At 68.0% G+C, this 15,998-nt stretch carries 13 protein-coding genes; 2 read left to right on the forward strand and 11 right to left on the reverse strand.

Annotation, left to right across the window (positions count from 1 at the left end; genetic code table 11):
* Nucleotide 1: 1 nt before the first annotated feature.
* The 11 genes from N5C25_RS10815 to N5C25_RS10865 all read right to left on the reverse strand — a co-directional run bounded on the left by N5C25_RS10815 (nt 2) and on the right by N5C25_RS10865 (nt 12,278).
* Nucleotides 2-1,717, reverse strand: a complete 1,716-nt coding sequence (locus tag N5C25_RS10815; protein ID WP_279936928.1) for a BatD family protein — start codon at nt 1,715-1,717, stop codon at nt 2-4.
* A complete protein-coding gene (locus N5C25_RS10820; RefSeq protein ID WP_251102991.1) occupies nt 1,714-3,552 on the reverse strand; it encodes a VWA domain-containing protein in 1,839 nt (612 codons plus the stop codon). Before N5C25_RS10820 ends, N5C25_RS10815 begins: the two co-directional genes overlap by 4 nt.
* Nucleotides 3,549-4,553, reverse strand: a complete 1,005-nt coding sequence (locus tag N5C25_RS10825) for a VWA domain-containing protein (protein WP_251102990.1) — start codon at nt 4,551-4,553, stop codon at nt 3,549-3,551. The genes N5C25_RS10820 and N5C25_RS10825 overlap by 4 nt, the downstream gene beginning before the upstream one ends.
* Nucleotides 4,550-4,999 carry a DUF4381 family protein gene (locus N5C25_RS10830; RefSeq protein ID WP_251102989.1) on the reverse strand — a complete coding sequence of 150 codons (450 nt, stop codon included), beginning with the start codon at nt 4,997-4,999 and terminating at the stop codon, nt 4,550-4,552. Before N5C25_RS10830 ends, N5C25_RS10825 begins: the two co-directional genes overlap by 4 nt.
* A complete protein-coding gene (locus tag N5C25_RS10835; protein ID WP_251102988.1) occupies nt 4,996-5,925 on the reverse strand; it encodes a DUF58 domain-containing protein in 930 nt (309 codons plus the stop codon). The genes N5C25_RS10830 and N5C25_RS10835 overlap by 4 nt, the downstream gene beginning before the upstream one ends.
* A gap of 8 nt (nt 5,926-5,933) precedes the next feature.
* Nucleotides 5,934-6,959 carry a MoxR family ATPase gene (locus N5C25_RS10840; RefSeq protein ID WP_021203694.1) on the reverse strand — a complete coding sequence of 342 codons (1,026 nt, stop codon included), beginning with the start codon at nt 6,957-6,959 and terminating at the stop codon, nt 5,934-5,936.
* Nucleotides 6,960-7,154: 195 nt separating this feature from the next.
* A complete protein-coding gene (locus tag N5C25_RS10845; protein WP_111098865.1) occupies nt 7,155-9,128 on the reverse strand; it encodes a type IV pilus secretin PilQ family protein in 1,974 nt (657 codons plus the stop codon).
* 21 nt (nt 9,129-9,149) lie between these two features.
* Complete coding sequence (locus N5C25_RS10850; protein ID WP_279936930.1) at nt 9,150-9,656, reverse strand: pilus assembly protein PilP; 507 nt, start codon at nt 9,654-9,656, stop codon at nt 9,150-9,152.
* Nucleotides 9,657-9,682: 26 nt separating this feature from the next.
* Nucleotides 9,683-10,339 carry a type 4a pilus biogenesis protein PilO gene (gene pilO / locus N5C25_RS10855; RefSeq protein ID WP_010484063.1) on the reverse strand — a complete coding sequence of 219 codons (657 nt, stop codon included), beginning with the start codon at nt 10,337-10,339 and terminating at the stop codon, nt 9,683-9,685.
* Nucleotides 10,336-11,220 (reverse strand): PilN domain-containing protein, encoded by an 885-nt coding sequence (locus tag N5C25_RS10860; RefSeq protein WP_251102987.1) that lies wholly within the window; start codon nt 11,218-11,220, stop codon nt 10,336-10,338. The genes pilO and N5C25_RS10860 overlap by 4 nt, the downstream gene beginning before the upstream one ends.
* Complete coding sequence (locus tag N5C25_RS10865; protein WP_005410860.1) at nt 11,220-12,278, reverse strand: pilus assembly protein PilM; 1,059 nt, start codon at nt 12,276-12,278, stop codon at nt 11,220-11,222. The genes N5C25_RS10860 and N5C25_RS10865 overlap by 1 nt, the downstream gene beginning before the upstream one ends.
* A 219-nt stretch (nt 12,279-12,497) precedes the next feature.
* Between N5C25_RS10865 and N5C25_RS10870 the strand changes: the two genes are divergently transcribed.
* Nucleotides 12,498-14,921, forward strand: a complete 2,424-nt coding sequence (locus tag N5C25_RS10870) for a penicillin-binding protein 1A (RefSeq protein ID WP_251102986.1) — start codon at nt 12,498-12,500, stop codon at nt 14,919-14,921.
* Nucleotides 14,922-15,251: 330 nt separating this feature from the next.
* Nucleotides 15,252-15,896: a hypothetical protein gene (locus N5C25_RS10875; RefSeq protein WP_251102985.1), complete on the forward strand. Its 645-nt coding sequence runs from the start codon at nt 15,252-15,254 to the stop codon at nt 15,894-15,896.
* The last annotated feature ends 102 nt before the right edge of the window (nt 15,897-15,998 follow it).

Consider the following 15,998-nt stretch of genomic DNA (forward strand, 5'->3'; position numbering starts at 1 on the left):
TTCAGGTTCGCCGCAGCGGGTACAGCGGCGGCAGCCCAGTGTTGGCGGCGTCGACAACGCTCGACCAGTGCGGTCCGTCACGGAAGACCTCGCGCAGGCGCGTACGCAAGGTCGCCAGATCACCCTGCCCGCCCCAACGGGCCTGCTGCAGATCCTGCAGCACCTGCCGCTGGGCCGGGTCATCGAGCCGCGCGATGACCTGCTCGATGCGGTCAACGCCGGCCATCGCACACAGGTGTGCTTCCACCTGGTCGAACCCTTCGCCATCCAAGGCGCGGCGCAGTTCGGCCACGCCGGCACGCCCCGTCGCCACAGCCGGCACGGCGCCCTTGCTCGCTACAGGCGGCGCCACGCGCGGGCGACGGCCACGCTGCCAGCCCCACAACAGCGTCAGCAGCCACAGCAAGGCCAGGCCAATGGCGGCGCCCATCCACGGCCATGGACGCTCGGCAAGGCCGCTGGCACGCGGATCGGTGGCCGCGATGCGGCTGTCCTGGCCATCGGCCCCCGGCAGCGCAGCCTGGGTATCGATCGGCGGCAGCGGCGCAGGTGAAGCACTGCCACCGCCATTAGCGGCCGCCACGGCCAAGGTCAGGTCCGGGAGCGTTGCTTCCTGCGCCTTGCCATTGCGCACGTCCCACCACGGCAGGCGCGGCCCCGGCACCACCAGCGAACCCGGCTGGCGCGGCACGATCGAATAGCGGCGGGTGATCTTCAGGCGCGGCGTGCTGCCGTTGAAGCTCTCTTCGTACTGTGCGGGTTCGGCGAACACCTGTGCGGCGTTGCCGACATCGGGCACCGGCAGGTCGGTGAACTGCGCGCGGGTGGCACCTTCGGCAATCGCCTCGACCACCACGTTGGCCGCCTCACCGGCATGGGCGCGGGCCGGTGCACTGATGTAGCGCAGCTGCAGGCCCTGAAGCGGCAACCATGGCTGCGGCGCCTGCGCCGGCTGTGCCTGTACCTGCAACGTGCGGTCGGCGCCGGTGGCATTCATGCGCCCGTCGCCGCCGCCGAAGAAATCGTCGAAGAAGCCACCGGCACTGCGCCCACTGAAGCGCGCACCGGCCAGCCGGAGTGCACCGCTGCGCTCGGGAACAAGCAGGAAGCGCCGCTCGACCACGTTGTAGCGACGGCCATTGACCTGCCGCACATCGGTGCGGTCATCCCCCACCCGCTGCAACGACGCGCCTGCCGGGGTATCCAGCACCAGTTCGCCGGACGCCAGCTGCGAGGCGAAATATAGCCGCACCACCACGCCCACGCTCTGCTGCACGTACGGCGTCTCGTCATCGACAACGGTTTCGATGAAGGCCACCGCGTTGCTGTCGGGGCCGGCCACGGCAGCGGCATCCACTTGAAGGGTCAGCGGCGCGGTACGTGCACTGCCCACCTGCAGACCCGGCACCACCAGTGCACCGCTGCGCCGTGGGGAGAGTGCCACGCCATACAGAGTGCGCTGCTGCATGCTGCCATTGCGCCACTCCACCTGGCGGCTGCTGGTCTGGCCGCTGAGATTGAAGTCGGTACGCAACGGCGTGAAGTCCGGCGTGCCCTGGTCGCTCTCGACATTGAGCATGACCGTGTCACCCAACGCGATGCGGTCGCGGTCCAGCCACGCGCGCGGCTGCGCCCAGGCCAGCAGCGGCAGCCACAGCAGCAACGCCGCCAGTACCTGTCGGGGCCAGTGCCTGTGCATGTTGATCGCCCGCGTCATCGCCCTTCCCTCTTCCTGCGTTCGTTTTCCAGCTGGAACTTGGCCCGCAGCAATGCACCCGGATCATCCGGCACGCGTCGCATCCACGCCTCCACCGCCTGTTGCTCCTCGCGCTGGCGCGCAGTGCTGCCGTCGCTGCCGGGCACGGGCTTGCCGTCCTGTTCGCCCTTGCCCTCACGTGCCTGCTGCATTGCCCGTTGCATGCGCTGGCGCTGCTGCTCATCGGCCCGGGCCTGTGCCTTGGCATCCTCCACCTGTGGTGGCGCCGGCTGTCCATCGCGGCCGCGCTCGCCGGGCTGCGGGCTCGACGGGTTCTTGTCGTCACCGGGCTTGGGCTGCCCCTGCTGGCCCGACTGCGGCTGGCCTTGGCCAGGATCCTGCTGGCCCTGCTGCGGCTTCTGGCCCTGCGGATTCTGCTGCCCCTGGCCGTTCTGCGGTGGCTTCTGCTGCCCGTTCTGCGGTGGTTTCTGCTGATCCTGGCCTTTGCCACCGGACTGCTTGCGCTTGCGCGCGGCATCGACCACGGCACGGTTGGCGACCGCATCGGCCATGCCGGGATGCAGCGCCAGCGCGCGGTCGTAGGCGGCAATGGCTTCGTCGTAGTGGCCCTGGCGGGCCAGTGCATTGGCCAGGTTGTACCAGCCCGCATCGCTGTCGATGCCCTCGAACTGCTTGCGGGCACCGGCGAAATCGCCATTGCGGTACGCCTGCGCACCTTCGGCCAAGCGCTGGTGCTGCACCTGGTCGGCGCGCTTCCACAGCGTGCCCTGCGCTGGTGATGCGGCGGGCGCGGCAGGCGCCTGCGCCTGCACGTCGCTCATCCATGGCAGCAAGCCCACCGCCAGCACTGCCACCAGCAGCGCGCGGCGGCGGAAGGCCAGCAACGCCAGCAGCATCACCGGTGGCAGCAGCCAGAACCCTTCATCACGCCATTGCTTGCCCTCGCCCGGCCGCTGCGCTGCAGTGCCTTGGCGTGCATCCAGTACGCCCAGTGCGCGCAGATCACTGGCATCGGCGGCGATGCGGGCATAGCGGCCACCTCCCGCGGTGGCCACGGCACGCAGGCTGCCTTCGTCCAGCGCAGCCTGGCGGATCTGCCCACTGCCATCCCGGTACGCCGCCCCGGCGGGGGTGCCCAGGCCCAGTACCGACACCTGCAGGCCCAGGCTGCGCGCCTGCGCTGCGGCCAGTGCCGCTTCATCATCGGCGTGATCGCTGACCAGCAGGATCTGCCCCCGCAGCGCCCCGATCTGGCGCATCAACCGCGTTGCCCAGTCGATGCCGCGGTCGGCACGCTGGCCGTCACGTGGCATCACATCCGGCGACAACGAGTCTAGATACAGCGCCACATTGCTGCCGTCGTCGGTCAGCGGCGCCACGGTGTAGGCGTCCTCGGCGTAGACCACCAGGCCCACCTGTCCGCCCTGGCGGGCACGCAGCAGCTCACCCACTTTCGCCCGCGCCTGCAGCAGGCGCGACGGCGGCAGGTCGGTGGCATTGATCCGGCTGGATAGATCCAGCACCACCAGCAGCGGCGCGCTGGCCTGGAACATCGGCTGTGCCTGCTGGCGCCAACTTGGCCCGGCCATGGCCAGCGAGGCCAGCGTCCAGCCCAGCAGGACGGCCCAGGGCAGGCGTACGCGGCGGCGCGTGCCCGCGGCCAGCAGATGCGGCAACAGGTGGGCATCCACCGCTGTTCGCCACACATCGCTGCGCCGCTGCCGGTACAGCGCCAGTGCAAGGATGACCGGCAAAGCCAGCAAGGCCCACAGCCATTCGGGGCGCAGGAAGTGCAGCGCATTCCAATCGGGAAGATTCGAAGCAAACGCGATCATCGGCGACGCTCCGGCCACAGCCACGCCAGCACGCCCAGCAGCAACGCCAGGCCCAACGGCCAGGCATAGAGCTCCTCGCGCGGGCGCAGGCTCGGCCCCTTCGCGGCGATCGGCTCCAGCCGGTCCAGTTCAGCGTAGATCCCGGCCAGCTGCGCGGTGTCACGCGCGCGGAAGAACTGGCCACCGGTCATGCTGGCAATCTTCTTCAACGTGGCCTCGTCGACCGGGTCCTGATCGGCGGAGATGGGAATGCCGAACAGGCGCATGCTGCCATCGCCACCAAATGCGACGGTGTGGATGCGCACGCCCTCGGCGCGGGCCACCTCCGCCGCGCGCAGCGGTTCCAGCACGCCGGCGTTGCTGACGCCGTCGGTCAGCAGGATCAATACGCGCTGGCCTTCGGGTTGGCTGCGCAGGCGCTTCACCGCCAGGCCGATGGCATCACCGATGGCCGTCTCGCGACCCGCCAGGCCAACCACGCTGTCGCGCAGCTGGTCGCGCACGCTGGCCAGATCGGCCGTCAGCGGCGTAAGCGTGTAAGCGCGGTCGCCGAAGATCAGCAGGCCGATGCGGTCGCCGGCACGACGATCGAGGAAGTCGGCCAACACGGCCTTGGCTGCGGTCAGGCGATCCACCGCCTGTCCACCCAGCACCATGTCGCCCTCGCCCATGCTGCCGGACACGTCCATCGCCAGCATCATCTGCCGGCCCTGCTGCGGCGGGGTGATTGCTTCGCCCAGCTGTTGCGGGCGTGCCAGTGCGACGCACAGCGCGCACCAGCCCAGCCACAACAGCAGCGTACGCAGCCACGACACATCGACGCGGCCGCCACCGGCCAGCGCTTCCAGTTCCGTCGCCGCATAGGGCACACGCAGTGCTGCGCCGGGATCGGCACGACGCTTCCACCAGCGCATCAGCAACGGCAACGGCAGCGCCAGCAGGGCCAGCGGCCACGCCAGCTGCAGCTCCGGCCACGGCCAGTAACTTGCCAGCAGGTTCATCGGCGCCGCTCCAGCAGCATGGCCAGATAGCGCTCGCGCGCCCAGCTGCGCAGCGCCGCCACATCGTTGGCGTCCACGCGTGGGCGATAGGCCCCTTCGGCCAGCAGGCTGCGACGCGCCGCGGGCAGCGTGCCTTCCGGATCCACGCGCTGCCACCAGGCATCATCGCGCAGGGATTCACTGCCGGGCTGTGCCTGGCGCGCGGCGCGACGCAGCAGCCCTGCAATCGCCGCCAGTTCTGCAGCAGCATCGCCGGTGGTTGCCAACTCCTGATCGAACAGCTGCAACCAGCGTTGGCAGCGTCGGCGGCGCTGCCACCACACGAAGGCCATCGCCGCCAGCAACAGCAGCACCACGCCGCCGATCATCAGATAGCCCGGTGCCGGTGGCCACCACGATGGGGCCGGCGGCAGCTGCACATCGCGCAGCGGCAGGTTCGCGCTCATGCCGGCGCCTCGGTGGGCGATGGTGCCAGCCAGGCATCGCTGGGCGCATCGGTGGACAGCACCTGTACATCGACGCGGCGCGCTCCCAGCTGGCGCCGCAGCTCCTGCAGCGGTTCGACGAAGTGGGCCTGCCAATGCGCCTGCACCTCGCTGCGCCGCAGGTCCAGGCCGATGCGCTGCTGCAGGGTCTGGAACTGCAGCGCAGCCGATGGAGGCTGCAGTTCCAATGGATCGACCAGCAGCACCAGGCTGAGGTCATGGTGCTGGGCCAGCACACTCCAGCGCGCAGGCGGAATACGGATGGCCTGCTGCGGGTCGGCCAGCACCAGCACGCGTGCACCCGGGCGCAGGACGCGACCGGCATGGTCCAGCGCGCGCTCCAGGCCAAGGTCATCGGCCGGGGGCTGCGCATACCACCGGGTGAGCGCATCCAGCACGCGCAGCACGCCGCGCGGGCCACCTGCCGGTGCGATCGGTGGTTCACGGTCGCTGCCACGCAGGGCGCCGATGCGATCACCACGACGCTGTGCCGACCACGCGGCGACAGCACCGGCACGTGCGGCCTGCACCGATTTGAAGCGCACGCGGGTGCCGAAGTACAGGGCCGGCGAGGTATCGGCCACGATCAGGCTGACCCGCTCGCGTTCGGCCTGGAACAGTTTGGTGTGGGCACGACCGGTGCGTGCGGTCACCCGCCAGTCGATATGGCGCGCATCATCACCGGCCACGTACTCGCGTGACTCGGCATACTCCATGCCACGCCCACGCAGCGGCGCCGGCGCCTGCCCCGCGTTGCCGGCGCGGCCACGGCGTGGCGGCGGCGGTCGCTGTGCAAGGCGGCGCAGCGCTACCAGTTCGGCCAGCTGCGGGCGCAGCCCGTCACCGTCGCTGACGGAAGAGGCGTGGTGCAGGGATGGATCGGCCATGCGCAGGCTCAGGGTGCCGGCACGCGTGCCAGCAGTTCCTGCACCAGGCGTTCGCCGTCCCAGCCTTCGGCGGTGGCTTCGTAGCTGGGCAGTACGCGATGGCGCAGCACGTCGGCGGCAACCGCTCGCACGTCATCGGGCGTGACGAAGTCGCGGCCGGCCAACCAGGCGCGCGCACGTGCGCAGCGTTCCAGCGCGATGGAACCGCGCGGGCTGGCGCCCCAGGCAATGCGGCGGCCCAGGCCAGCGTCATAGCGCGACGGATCACGCGAGGCCAGCACCAGCTCGATCAGGTAGCGTTCCAGCGCCGGCGCCATGTGCAGGTCCAGCACTTCGCGGCGGGCATCGAACACATCCTGCATCGGCAGCTTTTCCGCCGCCGGTGCGGCTTCGCCCAGCGCGCCACGGGCGCGGTCGCGGGCCAGCCGAAGGATCTCCGATTCGGCGGCCTGGTCCGGGTAGCCGATGCGTACATGCATCAGGAACCGGTCCAGCTGTGCTTCGGGCAGCGGGAAGGTGCCTTCCTGCTCGATCGGGTTCTGCGTGGCCATCACCAGGAACAGCGGCGGCAGCGCGTAGGTGTGGCGGCCAACGGTGACCTGGCGCTCGCCCATCGCTTCCAGCAGCGCCGACTGCACCTTGGCCGGCGCGCGGTTGATTTCATCGGCCAGCAGGATCGGGTGGAAGATCGGGCCGGGTACGAATTCGAAGCGGCCCTCCTGCGGGCGCCAGATCTCGGTGCCGGTCAGGTCGGCCGGCAACAGGTCCGGAGTGAACTGCACGCGGGCGAAATCCGCCTCCAGGCGCGAGGCCAGCGCACGGATCGCCGTGGTCTTGGCCAGGCCCGGAGCGCCTTCCACCAACAGGTGGCCATCGGCCAGCAGCGCGATCAGCAGGCGTTCGACCAGTGCCGCCTGGCCGACGATCTCGGCCGACAGGGCATCGCGCAGCTGGGTGAAGGCGCCATGCAGGCGGGAGGCGGCCGGCGCGGGCGGCGGCGAGACGGTTTCGGGCATCGGCGGTGGCAGGTTCATGGGGGCCTTTGACCGGCGCGGGACGGCACGGGTTCCCGACATCATCGCAGGGTGCCTTGCGATTGGCATCAAGAAAGGATGAACAGCGTCCACGCATGACGTGGATCTACTGGACATGGGCGTCGTGGATCTACGGGTGGAAACGCAGAAGGGCCGCGCATGGCGGCCCTTCTGCGTTGCGCGGGTGGCGCGGGTTCAGTTCTGCTTGGCCACGCGCAGCACCTTCGGCGTGACGAACACCAGCAGCTCGGCCTTGTCCTTGTTGCGGCCGCGCTTCTTGAACAGGTTGCCCAGGAACGGCACGTCGCCCAGGAACGGCACCTTGCTGATGCTGCTGCGGTCGGTGAACTCGTACACGCCACCGATGACCACGGTCTGCCCATCCTCGACCAGTACCGCGGTGTTGACCTCGCGGCGGTTGATCGACGGCACCGTGCCGTAGCCCTGCAGTTCGATCAGGCGGTCGACTTCATCCTTCTTCACCTGCATGTTGAGGAACACGCGGTTGTCGTTGGTGATGGTCGGGGTCACCCGCAGTTCCAGCACCACTTCCTTGAACTGCACGTTCGGTGTGGAGCCGGCGCCACCGGCAGCACCGGTGCCGCTGATGGTGACGTAGCCGATTTCCTTGCCTTGCTTGATCATCGCCTCGCGCTGGTTGGTGGTAACCACGCGCGGGTTGGAGATCACCTCACCTCGCGACTCTTCCTGCATGGCCGACAGCTCCACGTCCAGCAGGTAGCCTGCGTTGAGGATCGACAGCGCCAGCGAGCCAGGGTTGTTGGCTGCGGCCACCGGCAGGTTCCAGTTCAGGCCGCGCTTGATGGTCGGGCCGCTGGGAATCGGCGCCGGGCCGACGCTGCCGCCGGCCTGCCACTCACGAATCGCCTTGGCGTTGGCCTGCGCCGTATCGACCTGCGACTTGCGGGTTTCGGCATTGGCATCCAGGCTGCCGCTGAAGTACACGTTGTCGCGGCTGCCGCTGATGCCGAACTTCGCACCCAGCTCGCGGGCGAAGGTATCGGTAGCGATGACGATACGGCTTTCGATCAGCACCTGGTCAACCGGACGGTCGATCACACCGATCAGCTCACGCATGCGCGCGATCTTCTTCGGGATGTCGCTGATCATCAGCGTGTTGGTGCGCTCGTCGGCCACGATACGGCCGCGCGAGGACAGGAAACCACTGTCTTCCTGCGACGAACCGCCGCCACCGCCATTGCCGCCACCACCACCGCCACCGATGCCCTTGGCCTCGGTCAGCGCTTTGAAGATCTGCGTGGCGCTGTGGTAGTTGATCTGGACGTAATCGGTGACCAGGTCTTCGCGGTTCTCGATGGCGATGCGCGCGTCTTCCTTCTCCTGCTCGAACTTGGCCAGCTCAGCCTGCGGAGCGACCCAGATGACGCTGCCATCGCGACGCTTGTCCAGGCCCTTGGCGCGCAGCACGATGTCCAGCGCCTGGTCCCACGGCACGTTGACCAGGCGCAAGGTCACATTGCCCTGTACCGAATCGGAGGCCACCACGTTGAGATTGGATTCCTCGGCGATCAACTGCAGCACGGTGCGCACCGGCACGTCCTGGAAGTTGAAGGTCACCGGCTTGCCGGTGAAGCCACGCTGCCCCACCGCCTTGGCGGCCTGGGTGACGCTGCCGGCGGTGACCGCGCCCACCGCAGCGGGCGCCTGCCGCGGGCTGATCTCCACCACGTACTCGTTGCCGCTCTGGTAGGCCAGCGACTCCACCGCGCCACCGGTACTGAGCACCAGCTGCGTACCGGCACCGGACGGCTTGGCGTCGATGCGCTGCACCGGTGTGGCAAAGTCGGTGACGTTCATCGGCTTCTGCAGGTTGGCCGGCAGCCGAGCGTTACCGACATCGACCACCACGCTGTTGCCCTGCGTACGCAGATCCGGCACCGCGCCCTGGCCGTCGAACTGGACGATCAGGCGCCCGGCGCCATCATCGCCGCGCTTGAAATCGATCTTGGCCACCGACAGGCCGGCCGGCGCTGCCGCCGGAGCCACGGTGGCGCCCACCGGCTTCTCGGCCGGTGCGGCGGCCAGCGCCGGAGCGCAGGCCAGCATCAGCGCGACTCCCAACGCGCTGACACGGTTCAAGGTAGAGCGCCGGATGGGACGCAGCCCCTTGGCTTGGTGAAAGGTCATCGTGCTATCCCCAGTAAACGATCATTGATCTTCAAGCGAGAGCGTTGCCGGCCGTTCCAGCCAGCCGCCCGCGCCATCCGGCACCAGTTCGATCAGCTCCACGTGGTCTTCGAAGACCGCCGTGACCCGCCCGTCGCTCTGCCCCAGGTACCCACCCCGGCGTACCCGGTAGGTCACCTTGTCCGGCCCCATCACCAGCGCCACGGTGGCGGCGCCGGTGCCGATGGTACCGACCATGTCCAGTGCATCCAGCGGGAAGCCTTCCAACGGCTCCTTGCGCCGGTTCGGATCCGGACGCAATCCGCCATTCCCCTGCTGCGGATTGGTCCAGGCATCGGTGAACGGATCGCGCAGGCCCTGTGCGGAGTATTCGAAGGTTTCGAACTGCTGCATCACCGGCAGCGGCTCCAGCGGCTGCGCCGGTCGTGCACGCTCGCCTTCCACCCACTTTTCAAGATTCGGCGCATCACCCGGCGTGCTGGTCACGCCGCGGCCGCACGCGGCCAGCATCAGCACGACGGCTGCCATCCCACAACGCGCAAAGAGGGAACGGATCACTTCTTCTCCTCCTTGCCGGCGTCAGCCGCCTGCTGTGCCTGCACCTCGGTCTCATCCAGATAGCGATAGGTCTTGACCGTGCCGGACAGTTCCAGCGCACCGCTGCGGGCGTTGCCGGTGGCCTTGTCCTTGGGCTTGAGGTTGATGTCGTGCATGGTCAGGATGACCACGCGCGGCAGCGACGCCACGCCACTGACGAAAGCACCGAACTGGTGGTAACTGCCCACCATGCGCAGCTTGATCGGCTTTTCGGCGTAGAACTCCTTGACCTGCTCCTGCTCCGGCTCGAACAGCTCGTTGGTCAGGCCGCTGGACAACGCCGTCTGCGAGATGTCGATGATCAGGTCAGGCATTTCGGTCTTGCTGGGCAGCTGCCGCAGCATCTGCTGCAGCACCTGTTCCATCTGTGCCAGCTGCTGCTTCAGCGGCGCCAGGTTCACCGCGCGTTCCTGCTGCTTGGTGAACTCGGCACGCAGGTCGACTTCCTTCGATTCCAGGCCGGCCAGTTCCTCGCGCTTGCCACTGATCAGCAGCATCCACGCAACGAACATGATCACCAGCGCCAACAGCGAGCAGAAGACGATCTTGGCCTTCTGCGGCCAGTTGCCGATGTCGTTGAAATCCAGGTTCTTCAGATCGATTTTCTGGCTCATGCGCGATCCCCCTGCAGCGGGGCGTTGAAGGCCTGCGGCGGCTGCGCCAGGCGGCTGCCCTCGGGCTTCGGCGCAGGCTTGGCAGCCGGGGCTGCCGGCGGGTTCGGCGCGGCCGGGGTGGCAGCAGGTGCGTTGACCGGAGCGGCGGCGGGGGCAGCCGGAGCAGCAGCGGTCTGGCCTGCGGCCGGTGCAGCAGGCGCCGCTGCATCCGGGCCGGCGGCAAGCGGTGCCACAGCGGGCGGCGCCGGCGTTGCCACCGAACCATCGGCGTTGAGGCCTGGCGTAGCGGCCACTTCCTCACTCTGCGCCGGCAGCTTCACCTTGACCACGAACACGTAGGGCAGCGCCTTGATGTCCGCAACCGGGCCGGTCTTGCCGTCCTTGTCCTTCTCGGGGTCACGCGCTTCGATGATCGACAGTTCCGGGTTGGTCATCCAGCCGGACGTTTCCAGGTTGCGCATGTACGCCGAAACACGGGCGTTGGACTGGGTGCGCCCTTCCAGGGTCAGCACGTCGCCTTCCTGCTTCAGCGCGGTCAGCACCAGGCCATCGGGAATCGTGCGCACCAGCGCATCGAACAGGTGCACCATCTGCGAGCGCTTGGCCTGCAGTTCCTCAATGACCTTCTTGCGGGCCAGCAGGCGTTCCTTCTGCGCGTCGAGGCGGTCGATCTCCTTGTTCTGTTCCTTGACCTTTTCGATCTCGGCTTCCAGATAGGCGTTGCGGTCCATCTGGCCGCTCACCTGGCGGTCGTAATAGAACCAGATCACCAGCGACAGCAGCAGGCCACCGATCGCGGCCATGCCCAGCATTGCGTAGAACTCGCGCTGGCGTTGCTTGCGCCGCTCGGCGCGCCAGGGCAATAGATTGATGCGTGCCATCAGTCGAAGCTCCTCAGCGCCAGACCGGTGGCGATCATCAGCGCGGGGGCATCCTGGGCCAGCGCATGTGCGTTCACCTTCGGCCCCAGGGTCATCTGCGCCAGCGGGTTGGCGACCACGGTCGGCACGCCCAGCTGTTCCTCGACCATTTCCGGCAGGCCGCCGAGCACGGCGCAGCCGCCGGCCAGCACGATGTGGTCAACGCGGTTGAACTCGCTGCCTGCATAGAAGAACTGCAGCAGGCGGCTGATCTGCTGGACCGTGGCTTCCTTGAACGGCTCCAGCACTTCCATCTCGTAGCTTTCCGGCAGCCCGCCCTGGCGCTTGGCCAGGCCGGCCTCCTCGTAGCTCAGGCCGTAACGGCGCATGATCTCGTCGGTCAGCTGCTTGCCACCGAACACCTGTTCGCGGCTGTACAGGCTGCGGCCGCCGCGCAGGACATTGAGCGTGGTCATGGTGGCGCCGATGTCCACGAGCGCGACCACGCCGTCGATGGACACCGGCAGCTCGCTGGCGACCAGGGCGTAGGCGTTCTCGACCGCGAAGGCCTCCACGTCCATCACCTTGGCCTGCAGGCCACCCAGTTCCAGGGCCGACTGGCGCAGTTCCACGTTCTCCGAACGCGACGCGGCCAGCAGCACCTGGACCATCTCCGGGTTGTTCGGGATCGCCCCGATCACCTCGAAGTCCAGGTTCACTTCCTCGATCGGGTACGGAATGTAGTTGACCGCTTCCAGCTCGATCTGGGCTTCCATGTCGTTCTCGTCGAGCTCGGCCGGCATCGGGATCACCTTGGTGATCACCGCCGAACCGGCAACGGCGGCAGCGGCCAGCTTGGCCTTGCTCCCCGAGCGGTTCATCGCGCGGCGGATGGCCTCACCTACGGCCTCCACTTCCACGATGTTCTTTTCCACCACCGCATTCGGCGGAAGAGGTTCCACAGCGTAGTGTTCCACGCGAAAACGGTTGCCACTGCGGGACAGCTGCAAAAGCTTTACCGCAGTCGAACTGATGTCGACGCCTACGAGCGGCGACTGACTTTTTGGGATGAGCCCCACGGTTTCTCCCCTGCCGACGGGCACTTGGACGCAAGACCTGCGCCCGAGCATTAATAACGTATTCTTAGCAAATGGCAACGGCCCTGCTGTGAAGTTCCTCACGGATTCACGATGCAGCCCCTGACTGTTCCCCTTGCGCTCCCCGGTGCCGACCCCAGCCGCCACCTTGCGTAATCTATACTCTGCGACCACGAAATTCGCAATCGGAATCTGAACCCGATGACTCGACTCCGCCGCTGGCTGCGCTGGATCTTCCTGATTGTCCTGGTCCTGGCGCTGATCGGCGCGGCCGCCGTGGGCGGTCTGTACTACGCCGTGTCCTCCAAGCTTCCCGACGTGCAGACCCTGCGCGACGTGGAAATGCAGGAGCCGATGTACGTCTATGCCGCCGACGGCAAGCTGATGGCGGTGTTCGGCGAGACCCGGCGTACCCCGATCACCATGAAGGACGTGCCGGAGAAGCTGAAGCAGGCCTTCCTGGCCACCGAGGACGCCCGCTTCTACGAGCATGGCGGTGTGGACTACAAGGGCATCGGCCGCGCGGTCTGGCTGCTGGCCACCACCAACGACAAGCGCGTGCCCGGTGGCTCCACCATCACCCAGCAGGTGGCCCGCCAGTTCTTCCTCAGTTCTGAGTACAGCTACACCCGCAAGCTGGCCGAGATCCTGCTGGCACGGAAGATCGAGTCCGAGCTGAGCAAGGACGAGATCTTCGAGCTGTACCTGAACAAGAGTTTCTTCGGCAACCGCGCCTACGGCGTGGCCGCCGCCGCCGAGTTCTACTACGGCAAGAAGCTCAACGAGCTGGACCTGGACGAGATGGCCTCGCTGGCCGGCATCCCCAAGTTCCCCTCCTCGGGCAACCCGATCTCCAATCCGGAGCGCGCCCGCCAGCGTCGTGACAACTATGTGCTGCAGCGCATGGCCGACCTGAAGTTCGTCAGCCAGGCCGAGGCCGACGCGGCCAAGGCCGTGCCGATGCACGCCACCGCGCATGAGCCGCCGGTGCAGGTCGATGCCCCGTACGTGGCCGAGCTGGTGCGCCAGGAAATGATCGCCCGCTTCGGCGGTGACGTGGTCAACAAGGGCTACCACGTCACTACCACTATCGATTCGACCCTGCAGACCGCCGCCAACCAGTCGGTGCGCGACGGCCTGCTGCTGTACGACCACCGCCACGGCTGGCACGGCGTGGAGAAGCAGGTCCAAGTGGGTGCCGGCGAAGACGCCGCCGCCCTGGCCGAACACCTGCGTGGCCTGTACGGCCAGGCCGGCCTGCTGCCGGCCATCGTCGCCAGCACCGGCGCCGATGGCAGCGCCACCGTGGTGCTGGCCAACCGCAGCGAGATCGTGCTGCCGGCCGGCGCCGCCAAGTGGACCAACAAGACCCCGGGCAAGCTGGTGCAGCGCGGTGACATCGTGCGCGTGCGTGCCGGTGCCAAGGAAGGGGAGTGGCTGCTGGACCAGATCCCGCGCGGCCAGTCCGCGCTGGTCTCGCTGGATGCCCACAGCGGTGCACTGAAGGCGCTGGTGGGCGGTTTCAGCTTCTCCGGCAACAAGTTCAACCGTGCCACCCAGGCCCGCCGCCAGCCGGGTTCGAGCTTCAAGCCGTTTGTCTATGCGGCCGCCTTCGACAAGGGCTACAACCCGGCCTCGATCGTGCTCGACGCCCCGGTCGTGTTCCGCGACCGCCGCGGCAAGACCTGGGCCCCGCAGAACGACGGCGGCGGTTTCCGCGGCCCGATGCGCCTGCGCGAAGCGCTGGTGCAGTCGCGCAACCTGGTCTCGGTGCGCCTGCTTGATGGCATGGGCGTGGATTACGCGCGCAAGTACATCAGCGAATTTGGTTTCGCCGAATCGGAACTGCCGCCGAACCTGTCGATGTCGCTGGGTACTGCTTCGCTCACCCCGCTGTCGGTGGCCCGTGGCTACGCCGTGTTCGCCAACGGCGGCTCGCGCGTGGACACCTGGCTGATCGACCAAGTGAACGACCGCGACGGCAACCTGGTGTTCAAGGAAAACCCGGCGCTGGCCTGCCGCGACTGCGCCGGCAGCAGCGACCAGCCGGTGAACCAGGTAGTGGATGGCTTCAACTTCGGCGCCCCGGCCCCGAAGGTGGACCCGGCGGCTGCGGCCAAGGCCGAAGCCAAGACCGAAACTGCCGCCGTTCCGGCCAACCCGGACGCCCGCACTGCCCCGCGCGCGATCGACGCCCGCACCGCCTACCAGCTGGTATCCATGATGCGCGACGTGGTCCAGCGCGGTACCGGCGTGCAGGCCAAGGTGCTCGGCCGCGAGGACGTGGGCGGCAAGACCGGCTCCACCAACGACCACCGCGACGCCTGGTTCTCCGGCTTCGGTGGCCCGTACGTGACCACCGTGTGGGTGGGCCGCGACGACTTCCGCTCGCTGGGTTACCGCGAGTACGGTGGCAAGGCGGCGCTGCCGATCTGGATCGACTACATGCGCACCGCGCTGAAGGACACCCCGATCGCGCAGAACGAGCCGCCCAGCGGCATGGTCCAGGCCACGCTCAACGGCGCGACCGAGTGGGTGAAGGTGGAAGACATGGACCGCCTGACCGACTACGACCTGAACCTCAATACGCCGCAGGCCGACGCCGCCGCGTTCGATATCTTCTGAGGAAGGACCAGGTGGGTGCCAACCGTGCGTTGGCACCGATGCGGCCCTGGTAGAGGCCAACCTTGGTTGGCGCCTCGTGCCGACCAAGGTCGGCACCTACCAAAGCGTCGGTGGGTGCCAACCGTTGGTTGGCACCGATGCATCCGCCGGGCACGGTCCCGCGCTGCTCTGGTAGATGCCAACCTTGGTTGGCACCTCGTGCCGACCAAGGTCGGCACCTACCAAAGCGTTGGTGGGTGCCAGCCGTTGGTTGGCATCTCCGCGCCATACCCACGCAGATGTCACATCCGTGCGCTACTCTGTAGCCAGGTCGCAACAGGGAGTCATCGCATGCATCGCGCCCGTCAGCATGCTGCCAGCCAGACCCGCGAGCGGCGCCACCGCCTCGCCCACGAAGCCGCCCGCCTCATGGCCGAAGGCGGCATCCGCGACTACCACCAGGCCAAGTTGAAGGCCGCCAGCCGGCTCGGCATCCACGACGATGCCTCCCTGCCCCGCAACACCGAGATCGAAGACGCCCTGCGCGAATACCAGCGGCTGTTCGCCGGCCCCCAGCACGGCAACGAACTGCAGCGCCGCCGCGAGGCCGCGATGCGGGCGCTGGAGTTCCTGCGCGGGTTCGCGCCGCGCCTGGCTGGCCCGGTGCTGGATGGCACCGCCGACGCCAACAGTCCCGTGCAGCTGCACCTGCACAGCGACGACCCGGAAGCCGTGCATCGCTTCCTGGACGAACACGGCATCCCCGCCGAATCGCGGACGCGCCGGTTGCGCATGGACCGCGAACGCAGCCTGGATGTACCGGTGTGGGTGTTCAGTGCCGAGGAGCTGACCTTCGACCTGGCCGTACTGCCGTATGACGCCCTGCGCCAGGCCCCACTGTCACCGGTGGATGAGAAGCCGATGCGACGCGCGTCTGTCGCGCAGTTGCGGCAGCTGCTGGCCGAAGCGGAGATCACCGCGTACATCGGCGGATGACAGTAGCGCCGGCCCATGGCCGGCGAGCGCGGCGGTACCTGCCAGTGGTGGGTGCGGACCGTTGGTCCGCACTGTGCTTCAGGCATTTCGATTGCCGACCGA

This window comes from Stenotrophomonas sp. GD03958, from assembly GCF_029839005.1.
Lineage (GTDB): Bacteria > Pseudomonadota > Gammaproteobacteria > Xanthomonadales > Xanthomonadaceae > Stenotrophomonas > Stenotrophomonas hibiscicola.

What these genes read in the sequence shown, in the direction of transcription:
- N5C25_RS10830 (WP_251102989.1), bottom strand. Translation starts at nt 4,999, where the DNA reads ATGAGCGCGAACCTGCCGCTGCGCGATGTGCAGCTGCCGCCGGCCCCA.
- N5C25_RS10860 (WP_251102987.1), bottom strand. Translation starts at nt 11,220, where the DNA reads ATGGCACGCATCAATCTATTGCCCTGGCGCGCCGAGCGGCGCAAGCAA.
- N5C25_RS10870 (WP_251102986.1), top strand. Translation starts at nt 12,498, where the DNA reads ATGACTCGACTCCGCCGCTGGCTGCGCTGGATCTTCCTGATTGTCCTG.
- N5C25_RS10835 (WP_251102988.1), bottom strand. Translation starts at nt 5,925, where the DNA reads ATGGCCGATCCATCCCTGCACCACGCCTCTTCCGTCAGCGACGGTGAC.
- N5C25_RS10815 (WP_279936928.1), bottom strand. Translation starts at nt 1,717, where the DNA reads ATGACGCGGGCGATCAACATGCACAGGCACTGGCCCCGACAGGTACTG.
- N5C25_RS10875 (WP_251102985.1), top strand. Translation starts at nt 15,252, where the DNA reads ATGCATCGCGCCCGTCAGCATGCTGCCAGCCAGACCCGCGAGCGGCGC.
- pilO (WP_010484063.1), bottom strand. Translation starts at nt 10,339, where the DNA reads ATGAGCCAGAAAATCGATCTGAAGAACCTGGATTTCAACGACATCGGC.
- N5C25_RS10845 (WP_111098865.1), bottom strand. Translation starts at nt 9,128, where the DNA reads ATGACCTTTCACCAAGCCAAGGGGCTGCGTCCCATCCGGCGCTCTACC.
- N5C25_RS10825 (WP_251102990.1), bottom strand. Translation starts at nt 4,553, where the DNA reads ATGAACCTGCTGGCAAGTTACTGGCCGTGGCCGGAGCTGCAGCTGGCG.
- N5C25_RS10840 (WP_021203694.1), bottom strand. Translation starts at nt 6,959, where the DNA reads ATGAACCTGCCACCGCCGATGCCCGAAACCGTCTCGCCGCCGCCCGCG.
- N5C25_RS10820 (WP_251102991.1), bottom strand. Translation starts at nt 3,552, where the DNA reads ATGATCGCGTTTGCTTCGAATCTTCCCGATTGGAATGCGCTGCACTTC.
- N5C25_RS10850 (WP_279936930.1), bottom strand. Translation starts at nt 9,656, where the DNA reads ATGGCAGCCGTCGTGCTGATGCTGGCCGCGTGCGGCCGCGGCGTGACC.